1 protein-coding gene (only partly in view) is annotated in these 18,017 nt (G+C 65.0%); it reads right to left on the bottom strand.

Going from position 1 to position 18,017, the window contains the following annotated elements:
- A protein-coding gene (locus tag KYT87_RS01330) for a tandem-95 repeat protein (RefSeq protein WP_219991573.1) crosses the window boundary here: on the bottom strand, positions 1-18,017 show its 5' portion. It extends 11,071 nt beyond the left edge of the window; 18,017 of the gene's 29,088 nt are visible here — the first part of the coding sequence; it begins with the start codon at positions 18,015-18,017; its stop codon lies beyond the left edge, outside the window.

Genomic DNA, 18,017 nt, shown 5'->3' with positions numbered 1-18,017 from the left:
CCGTCGGCCTTCAACGTCACCGAACCATTGCTCACCGCAATCGGCGTTCCCACCACGACCGCGCTGCCGTTGATGGCTGTGATGGCATGACCCGCGTTCTCGAAGCTGTCGTTGCCGTTGACCACGATATTGACCGTGGTGTCTTCGTTGGTCGTGACCGTGTCGCCCGCAATGTCCACCACCGCCGACACGGTGACACTGACGGTAGACAGGCTGACGTTGCCCGTGCCGTCCGAGATCGACACCACGAAGCTGTCGGCGCCGTAGTAGTCCGCCGTTGGCGTGTACGTATATGCGCCCGTCGTGGCGTTGACGGTGACTGAGCCGTGCGCGGGCGCCGTGCCCACGCTGTAGGTCAGCGTGTCGCCATCGCCGTCCACCGCCGAGACCTGGCCAGTCACGGCCGTATCTTCGTTGGTGCTGGTCGCGTAATTGCCGGTCGCCGGGTCGAAGGTTTGACCCGGAACGGCGGGGTCCACCGTCATTGGCGCATCCGCAACAGCGGTGACCGTGACAGTGACCGTTGCGGTTTCGGTTGCCCCGCCCGAGGTCACCGTATAAGTGAAGCTGGTCGAGCCGTTGTAGTTCGCGGCTGGCGCGAAGTCCAAGGTGCCATCGGCCTTCAAGGTCACCGAACCGTTGCTGACCAGGATCGGCGTGCCAACCACTACCGCGCTGCCGTTGATGGCTGTGATGGCATGGCCTGCGTTCTCAAACGTGTCGTTCGCGTTGACCGCGATGTTTACGGTCGTGTCCTCGTTCGTCGTGACCGTGTCGTTGGCAATATCCACCACCGCCGACACCGTGACACTGACCGTCGACAAGCTGATGTTGCCCGTGCCATCGCTGATGCTGACGACGAAGCTGTCGCTGCCGTAGTAATCCGCCGTCGGCGTGTAGGTGTACGCGCCCGTCGTGGCATTGACCGTGACTGAGCCATGCGCGGGCGCCGTGCCCACGCTGTAGGCCAGCGTGTCGCCATCGCCGTCCACCGCCGAGACCTGGCCGGTGACAGCCGTGTCCTCCGTGGTGGTGGTGGCGTAGTTGCCGGTCGCCGGATCGAAGGTTTGACCCGGGACCGCCGGGTCTACCGTCATCGGCGCATCCGCCACGGCGGTGACCGTGACAGTGACCGTTGCGGTTTCGGTTGCCCCGCCAGAGGTCACCGTGTAGGTGAAGCTGGTCGAGCCGTTGTAGTTCGCAGCCGGGGCAAAGTCCAAGGTGCCGTCGGCTTTGAGCGTGACCGAACCATTGGTCACCGCAATCGGTGTTCCTACCACCACCGCGCTGCCGTTGATCGCCGTGATGGCGTGGCCGGCGTTCTCGAAGGTGTCGTTCGCGTTGACCGCGATGTTTACGGTCGTGTCCTCGTTCGTCGTGACCGTGTCGTTGGCAATGTCCACCACCGCCGACACCGTGACGCTGACGGTGGACAGGCTGACGTTGCCCGTGCCATCGCTGATGCTGATGACGAAGCTGTCGCTGCCGTAGTAGTCCGCCGTCGGCGTGTAGGTGTAGGCGCCGGTTGCGGCGTTGACAGTCACCGTGCCGTGCGCGGCGGTCGTCGATACGCTGTACGTCAGCGGATCGCCGTCGCCGTCGATGGCCGAGACTTGGCCGTTGACGGCTGTGTCTTCGACGGTACTGGTCGCGTAGTTGCCGGTGGCCGGGTCGAAGGTCTGACCCGGAACTGCTGGGTCCACCGTCATCGGTGCATCCGCCACGGCGGTGACCGTGACAGTGACCGTTGCGGTTTCGGTTGCCCCGCCAGAATTCACCGTGTAGGTGAAGCTGGTCGAGCCGTTGTAGTTCGCAGCTGGCGCAAAGTCCAAAGTGCCGTCCGCCTTCAACGTCACCGAGCCGTTGCTGACCAGGATCGGCGCGCCGACGACCACCGCGCTGCCGTTGATCGCCGTGATGGCGTGGCCGGCGTTTTCAAAGCTGTCGTTCGCGTTGACGGCGATGTTCACCGTCGTGTCCTCGTTCGTCGTGACCGAATCGTTGGCAATATCCACCACGGCGGAGACTGTCACAGAAACCGTCGTCAGCGTGACATTACCCGTGCCGTCCGAGATGGCCACCACGAAGCTGTCGCTGCCGTAATAGTCAGCCGTCGGCGTGTAGGTGTAGGCGCCCGTTGTGGCATTGACCGTTACCGTGCCATGGGCAGCGGCGGTGCCGACGCTGTAGGCCAGCGGGTCTCCGTCGCCATCCACCGCCGAGACCTGACCGGTGACGGCCGTGTCCTCCGTGGTGGTGGTAGCGTAGTTGCCCGTGGCCGGGTCGAAGGTTTGACCCGCAACAGCAGGATCCACCATCATCGGGGCATCTGCCACGGCAGTCACCGTGACAGTGACCGTTGCGGTCTCGGTTGCCCCGCCAGAGGTCACCGTGTAGGTGAAGCTGGTCGATCCGTTGTAGTTCGCAGCTGGAGCAAAGTCCAAGGTGCCGTCGGCCTTCAAGGTCACCGAACCGTTGGCCACCGCTATCGGCGTGCCAACCACGACCGCGCTGCCGTTGATCGCCGTAATGGCGTGGCCTGCGTTCTCGAAGCTGTCGTTGGCGTTGACGGCGATATTCACCGACGTGTCTTCGTTGGTGGTGATCGTGTCGTTGGCAATGTCCACCACCGCCGACACCGTCACGCTGACCGTCGACAGGCTGATGTTGCCCGTGCCATCGCTGATGCTGATGACGAAGCTGTCGCTGCCGTAGTAATCCGCCGTCGGCGTGTAGGTGTAGGCGCCCGTTGCCGGATTCACTGTCACCGTGCCGTGCGCGGCGGTGGTCGACACGCTGTACGTCAGCGTGTCGCCGTCGCCGTCCACTGCCGAAACCTGGCCGGTGACGGCTGTGTCCTCGGCAGTGCTCGTGGCGTAGTTGCCCGTGGCCGGGTCGAAGGTCTGACCCGGGACCGCCGGGTCCACCGTCATCGGTGCATCCGCAACAGCGGTGACCGTGACAGTGACCGTTGCCGTCTCGGTTGCGCCTCCGGAGGTGACCGTGTACGTAAAGCTGGTGGAACCGTTGTAGTTCGCAGCTGGTGCGAAGTCCAAGGTGCCGTCGGCTTTCAGCGTGACGGTGCCGTTGGCGACTGCGACCGGCGCGCCGACCACGATCGCACTGCCGTTGATCGCCGTGATGGCGTGGCCGGCGTTTTCAAAGCTGTCGTTCGTATTGACGGCGATGTTGACCGTCGTGTCCTCGTTCGTCGTGACCGAATCGTTGGCGATATCGACGACCGCCGAGACGGTGACACTGACCGTGGACAGGCTGACGTTGCCCGTGCCATCGCTGATGCCGATGACGAAGCTGTCGCTGCCGTAGTAATCGGCGGTCGGGGTGTAGGTGTAGGCACCGGTTGCGGCGTTCACCGTTACCGTGCCGTGGGCAGCCGCGCCGGAGACGCTGTACGTCAGCGGGTCGCCGTCGCCGTCCACTGCCGAGACCTGGCCTATCACTGCCGTGTCCTCGGTGGTGCTAGTGGCGTAGTTGCCCGTCGCTGGGTCGAAGGTTTGACCCGGAACGGCCGGGTCCACCGTCATCGGTGCATCCGCCACGGCGGTGACCGTGACATTGACCGTTGCCGTTTCCACCGCCCCGCCAGAGGTCACCGTATACGTGAAGCTCGTCGAGCCGTTGTAATTCGCCGCAGGTGCGAAGTCCAAGGTGCCATCGGCCTTCAAGGTCACCGAACCGTTGGCCACCGCTATCGGCGTACCGACGATGATCGCGCTGCCGTTGATTGCCGTGATGGCGTGGCCGGCGTTCTCGAAGGTGTCGTTGGCGTTGACGGCGATGTTCACCGTCGTGTCCTCGCTTGTCGTGATCGTGTCGTTGGCAATGTCCACCACCGCCGACACCGTCACGCTGACCGTCGACAGGCTGACGTTGCCCGTGCCGTCGCTGATGCTGACGACGAAGCTGTCGCTGCCGTAGTAGTCCGCCGTCGGCGTGTAGGTGTAGGCGCCCGTTGCCGGATTCACCGTTACCGTGCCGTGGGCAGCCGCGCCGGAGACGCTGTACGTCAGCGTGTCGCCGTCCCCATCCACCGCCGAGACTTGGCCAGTCACAGCGGTGTCCTCGATAGTGCTGGTCGCGTAGTTGCCCGTGGCCGGGTCGAAGGTTTGACCCGGGACCGCCGGGTCCACCGTCATCGGTGCATCCGCCACGGGGCTAACCGTGACAGTGACCGTTGCCGTCTCGGTCGCGCCGCCAGAGGTGACCGTGTACGTAAAGCTGGTCGAGCCGTTGTAGTTCGCAGCCGGGGCGAAGTCCAAGGTGCCGTCGGCCTTCAAGGTCACCGAACCGTTGGCCACCGCTATCGGCGTACCGACGATGATCGCGCTGCCGTTGATGGCTGTGATGGCGTGGCCGGCGTTCTCGAAGCTGTCGTTCGCATTAACGGCAATGTTGACAGGCGTGTCCTCGTTTGTCGTGACCGTGTCGTTGGCAATGTCCACCACCGCCGACACCGTGACGCTAACGGTGGACAAGCTGACGTTGCCCGTGCCATCGCTGATGCTGATGACGAAGCTATCGCTGCCGTAGTAATCGGCGGTCGGGGTGTAGGTGTAGGCGCCCGTTGCCGGATTCACTATCACCGTGCCGTGTGCGGCGTTGGTCGATACGCTGTACGTCAGCGGGTCGCCGTCGCCGTCCACTGCCGAGACCTGGCCTATCACTGCCGTGTCCTCGGTGGTGCTAGTGGCGTAGTTGCCCGTCGCCGGGTCGAAGGTTTGACCCGGAACGGCCGGGTCCACCGTCATCGGTGCGTCCGCCACAGCGGTGACCGTGACAGTGACCGTTGCCGTCTCGGTTGCCCCACCCGAAGTCACCGTATACGTGAAGCCTGTCGATCCGTTGTAGTTCGCAGCTGGGGCAAAGTCCAAGGTGCCATCGGCCGTCAAGGTCACCGAGCCGTTGCTGACCAGGATCGGCGTGCCAACCACGACCGCGCTGCCGTTGATCGCTGTAATGGCGTGGCCCGCGTTCTCGAAGCTGTCGTTCGTATTGACGGCGATATTGACCGTCGTGTCCTCGTTCGTCGTGACAGAGTCGTTGGCGATATCCACCACGGCCGAGACCGTGACGCTGACCGTCGACAAGCTGACGTTGCCCGTGCCGTCCGAGATCGCCACCACGAAGCTGTCGCTGCCGTAGTAATCCGCCGTCGGCGTGTACGTGTAGGTGCCCGTCGTGGCATTGACGGTGACCGAGCCATGCGTGGGCGCCGTGCCCACGCTGTAGGCCAGCGTGTCTCCATCACCGTCCACCGCCGAGACCTGGCCAATGACGGCCGTGTCTTCCACCGTACTGGTGGCGTAGTTGCCCGTTGCCGGGTCGAAGGTTTGACCCGGAACGGCCGGGTCCACCGTCATCGGCGCATCCGCGACAGCGGTGACCGTGACAGTGACCGTCGCCGTTTCCGTAACGCCACCAGAAGTCACGGTGTACGTGAAGCTGGTCGAACCGTTGTAGTTGGCGGTCGGCGCAAAATCCAAAGTGCCGTCGGATTTCAACGTCACCGAACCATTGCTCACCGCAATCGGCGTACCGACGACGATTGCACTGCCGTTGATCGCCGTAATGGCGTGACCGGCGTTCTCGAAGCTGTCGTTCGTATTGACGGCGATATTGACCGTCGTGTCTTCGTTGGTCGTGACCGTGTCGTTGGCAATATCCACCACCGCCGACACCGTGACACTGACGGTAGACAGGCTGAGGTTGCCCGTGCCGTCCGAGATGGCCACCACGAAGCTGTCGGCGCCGTAGTAGTCCGCCGTTGGCGTGTAGGTGTAGGCTCCCGTCGTGGCATTCACCGTCACCGATCCATGCGCGGGCGCCGTGCCCACGCTGTAGCTCAGCGTGTCGCCGTCTCCATCCACTGCCGAGACCCGGCCGATGACGGCCGTATCCTCGTTGGTGCTAGTGGCGTAGTTGCCCGTCGCCGGGTCGAAGGTTTGACCCGGAACGGCGGGGTCCACCGTCATCGGAGCATCCGCGACAGCGGTGACCGTGACAGTGACCGTTGCGGTTTCGGTTGCCCCGCCCGAGGTCACGGTATACGTGAAGCTGGTCGAGCCGTTGTAGTTCGCGGCCGGGGCGAAGTCCAAGGTGCCGTCGGCCTTCAAGGTCACCGAACCATTGCCGACCAGGACCGGCGTACCGACCACAACCGCGCTGCCGTTGATGGCTGTGATGGCATGGCCTGCGTTTTCGAAGCTGTCGTTGGCGTTGACGGCGATGTTCACCGTCGTGTCTTCGTTGGTGGTGATCGTGTCGTTGGCAATGTCCACCACCGCCGACACCGTGACGCTGACGGTGGACAGGCTGACGTTGCCCGTGCCATCGCTGATGCCGATGACGAAGCTGTCGCTGCCGTAGTAGTCCGCCGTCGGCGTGTAGGTGTAGACGCCCGTTGCCGGATTCACTGTCACCGTGCCGTGTGCGGCGGTGGTCGACACGCTGTAGGTCAGCGTATCGCCATCGCCGTCGATGGCCGAGACCTGGCCGGTGACGGCCGTGTCTTCCGTGGTGCTGGTCGCGTAATTGCCGGTCGCCGGGTCGAAGGTTTGACCCGGAACGGCGGGGTCCACCGTCATTGGCGCATCCGCAACAGCGGTGACCGTGACAGTGACCGTTGCCGTTTCGGTTGCCCCGCCCGAGGTCACCGTATAGGTGAAGCTGGTCGAGCCGTTGTAGTTCGCGGCTGGCGCAAAGTCCAAGGTGCCGTCTGCCTTCAACGTCACCGAGCCGTTGCTCACCGCAATCGGCGTACCGACCACGACCGCGCTGCCGTTGATCGCCGTAATGGCGTGGCCGGCGTTTTCAAACGTGTCATTCGCGTTGACGGCGATGTTGACCGTGGTGTCTTCATTGGTCGTGACCGTGTCGCCCGCGATATCCACCACGGCCGACACCGTGACGCTGACGGTGGACAACGTGACGTTGCCCGTGCCGTCCGAGATCGCGACGACGAAGCTGTCGCTGCCGTAGTAGTCCGCCGTCGGCGTGTACGTGTAGGCGCCTGTCGTGGCATTGACGGTGACCGATCCGTGCGCGGGCGCCGTGCCTACGCTGTAGGCCAGCGTGTCTCCGTCGCCATCCACCGCCAGGACCTGGCCGGTGACAGCAGAATCTTCAGTGGTGCTGGTGGCGTAGTTGCCTGTTGCCGGGTCAAAGGTTTGGCCCGCAACGGCGGGGTCCGCCGTCATCGGCGCGTCCGCCACAGGGGTCACTGTCACGGAAACCGTTGCCGTCTCAGTGGCGCCGCCGGAGGTCACGGTGTACGTGAAGCTGGTGGAACCGTTGTAGTTGGCAGCTGGCGCAAAGTCCAGAGTTCCGTCGGCCTTGAGCGTCACCGAGCCGTTGCTCACCGCAATCGGCGTACCGACCATGACCGCGCTGCCGTTGATCGCCGTGATGGCATGGCCGGCGTTCTCGAAGGTGTCGTTCATGTTGACCGCGATGTTTACGGTCGTGTCCTCGTTGGTGGTGATGGTGTCGTTGGCAATGTCCACCACCGCCGACACCGTGACGCTTACCGTCGACAGGCTGACGTTGCCCGTGCCGTCCGAGATCGACACCACGAAGCTGTCGGCGCCGTAGTAGTCCGCCGTCGGCGTGTACGTGTAGGCACCCGTCGTGGCGTTGACGGTGACCGATCCGTGCGCGGGCGCCGTGCCCACGCTGTAGCTCAGCGTGTCGCCGTCGCCGTCGACGGCCGATACGCGGCCAATAACGGCCGTGTCCTCGTTCGTGCTGGTCGCGTAGTTGCCTGTTGCTGGGTCGAAGGTCTGGCCCGGAACGGCGGGGTCCACCGTCATCGGCGCATCCGCGACAGCGGTGACCGTGACAGTGACCGTTGCCGTCTCGGTCGCCCCTCCGGAGGTCACCGTGTACGTGAAGCTGGTCGAGCCGTTGTAGTTTGCCGTCGGCGCGAAGTCCAAGGTGCCGTCGGCCTTCAAGGTCACCGAGCCATTGCTCACCGCAATCGGCGTACCGACCACAACCGCGCTGCCGTTGATCGCGGTAATGGCATGGCCTGCGTTTTCAAAGCTGTCGTTGGCATTGACGGCGATGTTCACCGTCGTGTCTTCATTGGTCGTGACCGTGTCGCCCGCGATATCCACCACCGCCGAGACCGTGACGCTGACCGTCGACAAGCTGACGTTGCCCGTGCCATCAGAGATCGCGACGACGAAGCTGTCGCTGCCGTAGTAGTCCGCCGTCGGCGTGTACGTATACGCGCCCGTCGTGGCATTGACGGTGACCGAGCCATGCGCGGGCGCCGTGCCCACGCTGTAGGCCAGCGTGTCTCCGTCGCCATCCACTGCCGACACCCGGCCAATGACGGCCGTGTCCTCGGTGGTGCTGGTCGCGTAGTTGCCGGTAGCCGGATCGAAGGTTTGACCCAGAACGGCCGGGTCCACCGTCATCGGCGCATCCGCCACAGCGGTGACGCTGACAGAAACCGTCGCCGTTTCCGTAACGCCACCAGAAGTCACGGTGTACGTGAAGCTGGTCGATCCGTTGTAGTTGGCCGTCGGCGCAAAGTCCAAGGTGCCGTCGGCCTTCAAGGTCACCGAGCCGTTGCTCACCGCAGTCGGCGTCCCCACCACGACCGCGCTGCCGTTGATCGCCGTGATGGCATGGCCGGCATTTTCAAACGTGTCATTCGCGTTGACGGCGATGTTGACCGTGGTGTCTTCGTTGGTCGTTACCGTGTCGCCCGCGATATCCACCACGGCCGACACCGTGACGCTGACGGTGGACAACGTGACGTTGCCCGTGCCGTCCGAGATCGACACCACGAAGCTATCGCTGCCGTAGTAGTCCGCCGTCGGCGTGTACGTGTACGCGCCCGTCGTGGCGTTGACGGTGACCGAGCCATGCGCGGGCGCCGTGCCCACGCTGTAGGCCAGCGTGTCTCCGTCGCCGTCCACTGCCAGGACCCGGCCAATGACGGCCGTGTCTTCCACGGTGCTGGTGGCGTAGTTGCCTGTTGCCGGGTCAAAGGTTTGGCCCGCAACGGCGGGGTCCGCCGTCATCGGTGCGTCCGCCACAGGGGTCACTGTCACGGATACCGTTGCCGTCTCAGTGGCGCCGCCGGAGCTCACTGTGTAAGTGAAGCTGGTGGAACCGTTGTAGTTGGCAGCTGGCGCAAAGTCCAAAGTGCCGTCGGCCTTGAGCGTCACCGAGCCATTGCTCACCGCAATCGGCGTACCGACCACAACCGCGCTGCCGTTGATCGCCGTGATGGCGTGACCGGCGTTTTCAAAGCTGTCATTCGCATTGACGGCGATGTTCACCGTCGTGTCTTCATTGGTCGTGACCGTGTCGGCCGCGATATCCACCACCGCCGACACCGTCATGGTGACCGTCGTCTGCAAGACGCCGCCAAAACCGTCCGACACCGTCACGACAAAACTGTCGGTGCCGTAGAAGTCGGCCGTTGGCGTATACGTATACGAGCCCGACGTGGCGTTGATGACCACCGCGCCATGAGCGGGCGTCGTGCTGACGGTGTAAGTCACCGGGTTGCCGTCGGTGTCCAGTGCGGAGATCTGGCCGATGATAGCCGTGTCTTCCTGCGTGGAGTTCTGGTAGTTGCCCGTCACCGGGTCGTACGCCTGGTTGCCGACACGCGGATCCAGCAGCACCGGGGGATCGTTGACCGGGGTAACGTTGACCGTCACCGTGGCAGTCTCGGTCACGCCGCCGGAGGTGACCGTGTAGGTGAAACTGGTGGTGCCGTTGTAGTTGCCCGACGGCAGGAAGTTCAAGGTGCCATTGGCCAGCAAGGTCACTGATCCGTTGGCGACACTGATCGGCGTGCCCACCACGGCGGAGGTGCCGTCGATGGCGGTGATGGCGGGGCTGGAACCTTCGAACGAGTCGTTGGCCAGCACGGCAATATTGATGGCCGTGTCTTCGTCGGTAGTGACCGTGTCGCTGGCAATATCCACCACCGCCGATACCGTTACCGAAACGGTGCTTTGCACCAGGCCGCCGTTGCCATCGTTGACGCTCACCACGAAGCTGTCGCTGCCGTTGTAGTCCCCGATGGGCGTGTAGGTGTAGGCGCCCGTCGTCGCGTTGATGGTCACCACGCCATGCGTGGGCTGCGTCGACACCGAGTAGGCCAACGTATCGCCGTCCACGTCGGTTGCCGCAACCCGACCGCTTACCGCCGCGTCTTCCAGGGTGCTGACCGCGTAGCCGCCGGTGGCGGCGTTGAACACCTGACCCGCTACCGCCGGGTCGACCAAAACCGGGACGTCATTGACCGCCGTCACAGTGACGTTCACCGTTGCCGTTTCCGTGACGCCGCCCGATGTCACCGTATAGGTGAAGCTGGTGGCGCCGTTGTAGTTGGCGGCAGGCGCGAAGTCCAGGGTGCCATCCGCCTTCAGCGTCACGAAGCCGTTGCTGACCGCCACCGGCGTACCGACGACGACCGCGCCGCCATTGATGGCGGTGATGGCGTGCGTGGCGTTCTCGAAGGAATCGTTGGCGTTGACGGCGATGTTGACCGAGGTGTCCTCATTGGTCGTGACCGTGTCGTTGGCGATGTCTGCCACCGCCGCCACGGTCAGGGTCACCGTGGATTGCACGGTGCCGCCGTGGCCGTCCGACACCGTCACCACGAAACTGTCGCTGCCGTTGTAGTCCACGCCCGGGGTGTACGTGTACACGCCCGTCGAGGTGTTGATGATGACCAGGCCGTGGACCGGTTGCGTCGACACCGCATAGGCCAGGGTGTCGTTGTCCGGGTCGGTGGCGGACACGCGCCCGGTGAAGGCCGTGTCTTCCGTGGCGCTGACGGCGTAGTTGCCGGTGGCCGCGTTGAAGGTCTGGCCCAAGATAGCCGGGTCGGCGGGCACGGGCGGGCGGTTGCCCGGCGTGACCACGATGGTCGACACCGCCGTGGCCGACACGGAACCGCCGGTGTCGGTCACGGTGAAGTTCAGCACACGCGCACCGGCCGTGGCCGACAACAAGGTGTCGCGGTAGGTCGCGCCGCGCACCAGGGTGTCCAGCACGGTGTCGGCGATGACGCCGCCGCCGTTGCGTGTAATGACGAAGCCGCCGGCCACGGTGTAGTTGACCAGCAATGCCACGCTGTTGACGGTCACCGTGTTCGACGACGAGGCGTTCAGCGCGAAGCTGGCGCCGCCCAAGGTGATGACCTCGTTGGCGCCGTCCTGCACGCCCGACACGGTGATGGCCAGCTGCTGGATGTCGTTGTCGCCAAAATCCGTGACGTCGGCCGTGGCCGTTGCGACGTTCACGGCGGCGCCGGCGCCCGTTTGGGTGCCGCTGTACGTCAGCGTGCCGTCTGCCGCGCCCACCGTCGAATTCAGGTCGATGACGGGTGCGTTGACGCTGTCGCGCCAGTCGAAGTTGCGCGTCAGCGGCACGGCGTTGCTGCCGTTGACCGCCGTATCCAAGTCGGTATCGGACAGGTTGAATGACACGACGGTGGTCGTCAGACCCGAACCGCTGGTGTTGACGATGCCGTCCTGCACTGCGAATCCGTCGTTGACGGTGCCGTGTTCAAAGATGTCCAGCAAGCCATCCTGGTCGGTGTCGGTGGTGCTGGTCACCGAAGTGGGCTGACCGTCGCCGCGCTCGGCCACGTCGGCCGTGCCGTCGTTGTCGCTATCGGTATCCCGATAGTCGGCCAGGCTGTCGCCGTCCGTGTTTACCGGCGTCAACCCCTGGCTGGCCGCCGCGGTCTTTTTGCTGGCGCTGGTGGTATCGGCATCGTAGCGGTCGTCCAGGCCGTCCTGGTCCACGTCCACCATGGACAAGCCCTGGCCGCTGGGCGGCTTGTAGGCCGCCGTGCTCTGGGCTTCCACATTGTCGGTAATGCCGTCGTTGTCGCTATCCAGATCCAGGCGGTCGACGATGCCGTCCGAGTCGGTGCTGTTGGTTTCGTTGATGTCCAGGATGCCGTCGTTGTCGTCGTCGATGTCGGCCACGTTCGCCACGCCATCGCCGTCGGTATCCAGCGGCGTGATGGTGGCGACCGCCACGTTGGACGCGGTGGGCGCCGCGACCGACGTGGCTTGTACCGAGATGGTGCGCGCGGCGGTCGAGCCGGACGTGGTGGTGAACGTGACCAGACCCAGCGCGGTCTGGTAATTGGCCAGCGTCGTGTTGCCGCTTAACGTGAGCACGCCAGTGCCGCTGTTGTAGCTGGCCGTGATGCCGGCCACGGCGCTGCCCAGCGCCAGGGTGTCGGCCGCCGTGGCGCCTGACAAGGTAATCGTCATTGATGCCAGGTTATTGCCCTCGGGGTCGGTGACCGACACCAGGTTGCCGATGGCGACGGCGGTTTGGTCGTACGTGGCGGAGTGGTTGGAACCTGCCGTCGCGCCGTTCAGGTCCACGCGCGGCGCATCCTGCACCTGCGTCACGGTGACCGTGACGTTCGCGGTCTCGGTCACCGCTCCGGACGTGACCGTATACGAGAACACGACGTTGCCCGAGGCCGCGGTGCCGGGATAGTCGGCGGCGGGCGTGAAGGTCAGCGTGCCGTCGGCGTTCAATACCACCGAGCCGTTGGTGACGGCCACTGCCGCGCCGCCCACGGTGATCGGGGTGCCGTTGATGGCAGAGACGATACGGCCGCTGTTCTCGAAGGTATCGTTGGCCAGCACGTTGATGGTGATTGCCGTGTCTTCGGCGGTGGTGGCTGTGTCCGCCGCGATATCGGCAACGGCGGTAATGGTCAGCCCCACCGAACTTGTCGCGACGGAGAAGGCGGTGGCGTCGCCGTTGACGCTGGTGTCGGCGGTGCCGCCATTGGTGCCACTGGTCTGGTCCCAGGCGCGGATCGTCAGCGTGGCGGTGCCGTTGTAATCCGCGTTGGGGCGGAAGTACACGCGCGAATTGCCGCTGTTGGCCAGCAGCAAGGCGCTGCTGTTGGACACCGCGCTCATCTGCGTCCAGTTCGTGCCGTTGTTGATCGAATACCACCAGGTGCCATTGGTCGTGTCGGCGCCAATGATCGCCACGCCGCTCAGCGCGCCACTGTCGGCGTCCGAGGTCGAGCCGATGAAGTTGTTGACCGACGAACCGACCGCGCCGGTGGGCACGGGCGCGGGCACGCTGGCGTTCAGGTCTTCGTTGATGGTCGTCAGCGTGCGAGTGGCCGCGTTCAGCACCGGCGCATCGTTGACGTCCGTGATGAAGACCCTGACGGAGTCACTGGCGCTTGAGAACGCATTTGACGAGCCGATATTGACTTTGGTGCCGGCCGTGCCGGAACTTTGGTCCCATCCGCGCAACGTCATTTCGATGGTCGCATCGCCCGAAAAGCCGGCATCTGGCACGTAGTAAATCCGTGCATTGGGGTTGTCGGGCAACAACAGCGCGTTGGTCCCCGACACGGCGCCCATCGCGGCCCACGTGGCGCCGCCATCCAGCGAATACCACCAATCGCCGTGCGTGCCCGTGATGCTGATGATCGCAACGCCCTTGAGCGCGCCCGCATCCGCATCGGTCAAGCCGACCGTGAATTGGGAAACCAGCACGCCCACCGCGCCGGTAGGCACCGGCGCGTCTTCCAGGCCCGTGTACAGCAGGTCCGGCGACGTATCGAGCACCGGTGCGGTGTTTGCGCGCATCGCAATGGTGTCCGTCGCGGCCGAGAATGCGGTCGAGCCACCGTTGACCGTCGCGTCGCCCGTGGCGCCATTGGTGCCGCTGGTGCGGTCCCAGGCACGGATGGTCAGCGCATTGGCCACATTGCCCAAGACCCCCGAGTTGGGCCGGAAGTACAGGCGCGTCGCGCCATCGGCCGCCAGCAGGCGGGCCGTGCCTTCGGTCAACGTCGTGACCTGCGTCCAGTTGGCACCGTTATCCAACGAGTAGTACAGCGTGCCGGAACTGTTGATGGCCGTCACGGCAACGCCCTTGACCGCGCCGGTGTCGGCGTCCGTGACGCCGCCCACCAGGTCCGACACCAGGATGCCCACCTGGTTGCTCGGCGCGCCGTTGGTCGGCATGACGCCCACCACGGTCAGGCTCGTATCCGCCAGCACAGGCGCGTCGTTCACCGGCGTAATGGCCAGCGACAGATCGGCGTTGGAACTGCCGCCCGGCGTGGTGATGGTGTAGCGCACCAGCGGCACCAGGCCGTCGTAGTTGGAGGCCGAGGTGAAGGTATAGGAGCCGTCCGCGTTCAGCGTCAGCGTGCCCGTGGGAACGCCGTTGCGCACCAGCGTCGTCGCGACGCCCAGCGTGATCGTCGTGTCCGGCGTGCCATCGGCGTTGCTGTCATAGCTGGCGGCGGTGACGCTGCCGTTGCGGTTGAAGGTGTCGTTGGCCAGCAGACCCGCCGCCGCCGAGACTGACAGCAGCGTGTCTTCCACGGCGGTCGCGGAATCCGCTTGCGCCACGGGCGGCGCGATGCCGACGAAGTTGTCACGCCAGTTAAGGTCGGCGCTCAGGGCCTGGGCGTTGCTGCCGTTGGCCAGGATGTCCCCGTCGCTATCGGCCAGGGTGAAGCCGGTGACGGTGGCGGTCAGGCCGCTGCCGCTGGTGATGACGTTGCCGTCCTGCACGGCAAAGCCGTCGTTGACGGTGCCGTGTTCGAAGATGTCCAGCAGGCCGTCCTGGTCGGTGTCGATGGTGCTGGTGACGGACGTGGGTTGGCCGTCGCCACGCTCGGCCACGTCGGCTGTGCCGTCGTTGTCGCTGTCCGCGTCGTAGACGTCGGTGGTGCCGTCGCCGTCGGAGTCCACCGGTGTCAGGCCCAGGCTGGCAGCGGCCGTGGTCTTGTTGGCGCTGGTCGTGTCGGCGTCGTAGCGGTCGTCCAGGCCGTCGTGGTCCACGTCGACCATGCTCAGGCCCTGGCCGCTGGGCGGCTTGTAGCCTGCCGTGCTTTGCGCTTCAACGTTATCGGCGATGCCGTCGTTGTCACTGTCCAGGTCCAGCCGATCAACCAGGCCGTCGCCGTCGCGATCCTGCGCGGCGATCAGCGCGCTCATCTTGTAGACCTGGACATCGTCCAGGCCGAAGTACGCGCCGTCGCCCCCAAACGGCCGGATGATCGAGAATTCGATGACGGGCGCGTTCGTCGTGGCAATGAACGTGATGACGCCAGTCGACCAGGTCTTGACAACGTTGCCGGCGTACACCAGCGTGTCGGCGTTGTAGGCGACCCCGTCGATGGTAAGAACAAAATAGGCTTGCAGGTTGGCGTCGGTAACACCGTTGACGCCGCCAAAAATCTCCTGGAACGTGACACGTACCACGTCACCCACCTGGATGCCCGCCGAAACCGGAACCGCTATTTGCGCGGCTTCTTCCACGATGCCGCTATACAGGGCCATGAACACCTGACCTTGCGCCGCGCCCGGCACGCCATTCAACGCGCCCGGGCCACCAAAGCCCGATCCCAACAAAGAGAAGGGACCCTTCCAGGTGTCGGGCGTGGGGTCGGTAACCGTAAAGCCGGTGCCGGTGATGTCACCGTTCAGTCCGGTTGCCTCGGTTCCCGCAATGCCCAAGGCGCCTTCCATGGAACCGTCTACGAGCGAAACAGGGATGTTCTTGGATTCTTCCGCGTCCAGGATGCCGTCGTTGTCATCGTCCAGGTCGGCCGCGTTGGCCACGCCATCGCTATCGGTGTCGATGGGCGTAATGGTGGCCACCGCCACATTGGACGCGGTGGGCGCGGTGCCGGAGATGGCTTGTACCGAGATGGTACGCGTGGCCGTGGAGCCGGACGTGGTCGTGTAATAGACCAGGCCGAGCGCGCTCTGGTAGTTGGCCAGCGTGGTGTTGCCCGTCAACGTCAGTACGCCCGTGACGCTGTTGTAGCTGGCCGTGATGTTGGGTACGGTGCCGCCCAGCGCCAGGCTGTCTGCCGCCGTGGCGCCCGACAAGGTGATCGTCATGGACGCCAGGTCGTTGTTCTCGGGGTCGGTCACCGACACCAGTTTGCCGATCGCGACCTTGGTCTGGTCGTAGGTGGTGCTGTAGTTCGAACCCGCCACCGAGCCGTCCAGATCGACACGCGGCGCGTCCTGCACCTGCGTCACGTTGACCGTAACGTTGGCCGTCTCCGACACGCCGCCGGACGTCACCGTATAGGTGAAGACAGCATTGGTCGACCCGGCCGTGCCGGGAAAGTCGGCGGCCGGCGTGAACGTTATCGTGCCGTCCACATTCAACACCACCGATCCATTGGTGACGCTGACCGCGGGGCCGCCCGCGGTGATGGCGCTGCCGTTGATGGCAGTGACCACGCGGCCGCTGTTCTCGAAGGTGTCGTTGGCCAATACGTTGATGGTCACCGCCGTATCTTCGGCGGTGGTGACGTTGTCCGCCGAGATATCGGTGACGGCATTGACCGTGATGCTGACCGCGCTGGTGGCGGACGAGAAAGCCGTGATGCCGCCGTTGACGCTGGCGTCGGCGGTTGCACCATTGGTGCCGCTGGTCTGGTCCCAGGCGCGGATCGTCAGCGTGGCCGTGCCGTTGTAGTCGGCGTTGGGGCGGAAGTAAACGCGCGAGTTGCCGCTGTTGACAAGCAGCACCGCGCTGCTATCGGACACGGTGCCCATCTGGGTCCAGTTTGTGCCGTTGTTGGCCGAATACCACCACGTGCCGTTGGCCGTGTCAGCGCCCACGATGGCGACGCCCGTCAAGGGGCTGGCATCGACATCCGAGGTCGAGCCGATGAAGTTGTTGACGGATGAGCCCACCGCGCCGGTCGGCACGGGCGCGGGCACGTTCGCGTTCAAGTCTTCGCTGATGGCCGACAAGGTACGCGTGGCCGCGTTGAGGACGGGCGCGTCATTGACGGCCGTGACCGACACCGCCACCGTGTCCGAGGCGGTCGACACCGCGCCGGAAATCGTGGTGGGGTTCACCTTGGTGCCCACCGTGCCCGCCGTCTGATCCCAGCCGCGCAGCGTCAGCGCGTTGCCCGCGCTGCCGTTGAAATTAAGGTTGGGCTGGTAGTAAAGCCGCGAGTTCGGCGTGTCGGCCAGCAGCAGCGCGCTAGTCGTGCTGACGGTGCCCACCGACGCCCAGTTGGCGCCGCCGTCCACCGAATACCACCACGTGCCGTTTGTCGTCGTGGTGCCGATCACCGCGATGCCCTTGACCGCCCCCGGATCCAGGTCGGTCAGGCCCACCGTGTAGGTCGAAACGGTGACGCCCACCGCGCCGACGGGCGCGCCGGAGTCTTCCGAGCCGGTGTAGACCAGGTTCTGCAACGGGTCCAACACCGGGGGCAACAGCACGTGGTTCCAGTCCTGCGCCGAGACGGCCAGGGCTTCGATCGAACCGCTGGTGCGTTCCAGCGTCCAATCGCCACCCAGCGACACCGCGCCGGTGTAGTCCGTGGAGGCGGCCACATCCGCACCCGTAATCACGCCCAGCGTTTGCACCGCCGCCGCGCCCAGGTCACCCTTGCCGAAGTCGCAACCGTAAAGCAGCACGTCGGCGTCGGCGCTCAAGGCCGAGCCGATCTGCATCAGCTCCGCGCGATATTCGCCCTGCATGGATTCCAGCGTCAGCGTCGCCGTGCCCAGTTGCAGGGTTCCCGCTTCGCCGTGGCTAAGGATATGGACGGCGTCCACGTCGTGGCGGCCGTTCAGCGTGTCGGCAATGAAGCGCAAGCCGTCCACACCGGGCTCGATGAAGTGCACCTCGGCTCCGGCGGGCAGCGCTTTGGCCAGCACCTCCGGCTGTTCCACCGAGCGATCGATGAAGTAGACCTCGCTACGCTCGGCCAGCGGCTCGGCCGGCGCGGCCTTGTGCTGTTCCACCGCGCCCAGGGCGGCGATCAGCTGCGCGTGCTCCTGGGTCTCGGCCGCGGGCGGTGCATCGGGGACGGCATGCGCCGCCTCCTGCGCGGTCTTGGCAACCGCGGCGTCCAGCAAGACGCGAGGTTCCAGAGCCTGGAGGAAGAGGCGCGACGTCAGCGTGCGGGCGCCGAGGGCTTGCGAAGTCTTCTTGCCGAAACGCGAAGCGGACGATTTTTTCAA

The sequence above is a fragment of the Achromobacter sp. ES-001 genome (assembly GCF_019448355.1).
GTDB classification, from domain to species: domain Bacteria; phylum Pseudomonadota; class Gammaproteobacteria; order Burkholderiales; family Burkholderiaceae_B; genus Achromobacter; species Achromobacter spanius_B.
This window is presented reverse-complemented; position numbering and strand designations above follow the sequence as displayed.